This is a genomic window from Methylorubrum rhodesianum, assembly GCF_014199985.1.
Lineage (GTDB): Bacteria > Pseudomonadota > Alphaproteobacteria > Rhizobiales > Beijerinckiaceae > Methylobacterium > Methylobacterium rhodesianum.
This window is the reverse complement of record NZ_JACHOS010000052.1, coordinates 1-1022: the sequence shown is the minus strand read 5'-3', so window position 1 is coordinate 1022 and position 1022 is coordinate 1. Positions and strand designations below refer to the sequence as shown.

Sequence of the window (1022 nt, the reverse complement as noted above, 5' to 3'; positions counted from 1 at the left end):
TAGAGCCGTGCCCGTTCACGTAGCGACGGCCAAGTCTGTATCGTAACCGGCTGCGGCGAGGCAGTTTCGGCACTCATCGGCTGTGAAGCGAGGGCAGGCCTTCCGGATGGTGTGCCACAGGTCTGGGACAGTGCGGGCCACGGCGGTTCGGAGGAGGCCCTTCAACTTGGCGAAGATCTGCTCGATGGGATTGAAGTCCGGGCTGTAGGGCGGGAGGTAGAGCAGCCTCGCCCCGGCGGCCTCGATGGCCTCGCGCACCCCCGTCACCTTGTGGGCCTGCAGGTTGTCGAGGATGACGGTGTCGCCAGACTTGAGCACGGGCACGAGCGTGTCGGTGATGTAGGTTCGGAAGCGTGCGCCGTTGGTGGCTCCGTCGAACAGGGAAGTGGCACACAGGCCATCGCTGCGCAGGGCGGCGGTGATCGTGGTGGTCTTGTAATGCCCGTGCGGGACGGCGAGGCGGCAGCGCTCGCCCCGCGGGGCCCGACCGTAGCGGCGCGCCATGTTGGTGGCTGCGGCGGTCTCGTCGAGGAAGACCAGTCTGTCGGGATCGAGGGCGTCCTGGTTCGCGAACCACGCCTCACGGGCCGCCCTTACGTCCTCGCGCGCCTGCTCGGCGGCGTGGATCGCCCCTTTTTACGGGTGATGCCGTGCCGGGCGAAGAAGCGGGACAGGCTGCTCGTGCTGGTCTGCACGCCGTGCTCGGCCAAAGCGTCACGCAGTTCGCGCAGAAAGATCGTCGGCCGCGCCTCGTAGGTCGTCAGGATCAGGTCGGCCTGCGCCTCGATCCGGTGCGAGGCGTGATCGCCACCCGACGGTTTAGGCGCGAGTCGCCCTTCCCGGCGGAACTGTTCCGACCAGCGGCTGGCACTGGACACGCTGACCCCGAACCGGGCGGCCGCCTGATGACAGGACGCCCCCTCCCAAACGGCAGAGACGACACGCTGGCGTAGATCGACGGACAAGGGCGAAGGCATCGGCATCCTCCTTTACCCCTCAACGTCCCAACTCCCGAGCCGGCC

General features: G+C 67.8%; 1 protein-coding gene. It reads right to left on the bottom strand.

The genetic code is table 11. The annotated features are described in order from the left end of the window. Positions 1–15: 15 nt before the first annotated feature. Positions 16–977, bottom strand: a protein-coding gene (locus tag HNR01_RS27340) for an IS630 family transposase (protein WP_183671091.1) whose coding sequence is annotated in 2 segments (ribosomal slippage) — positions 16–626 and positions 626–977 — 963 coding nt in all. Because the reading frame shifts where the segments join, the coding sequence is not laid out codon by codon here. Positions 978–1022 lie beyond the last annotated feature (45 nt).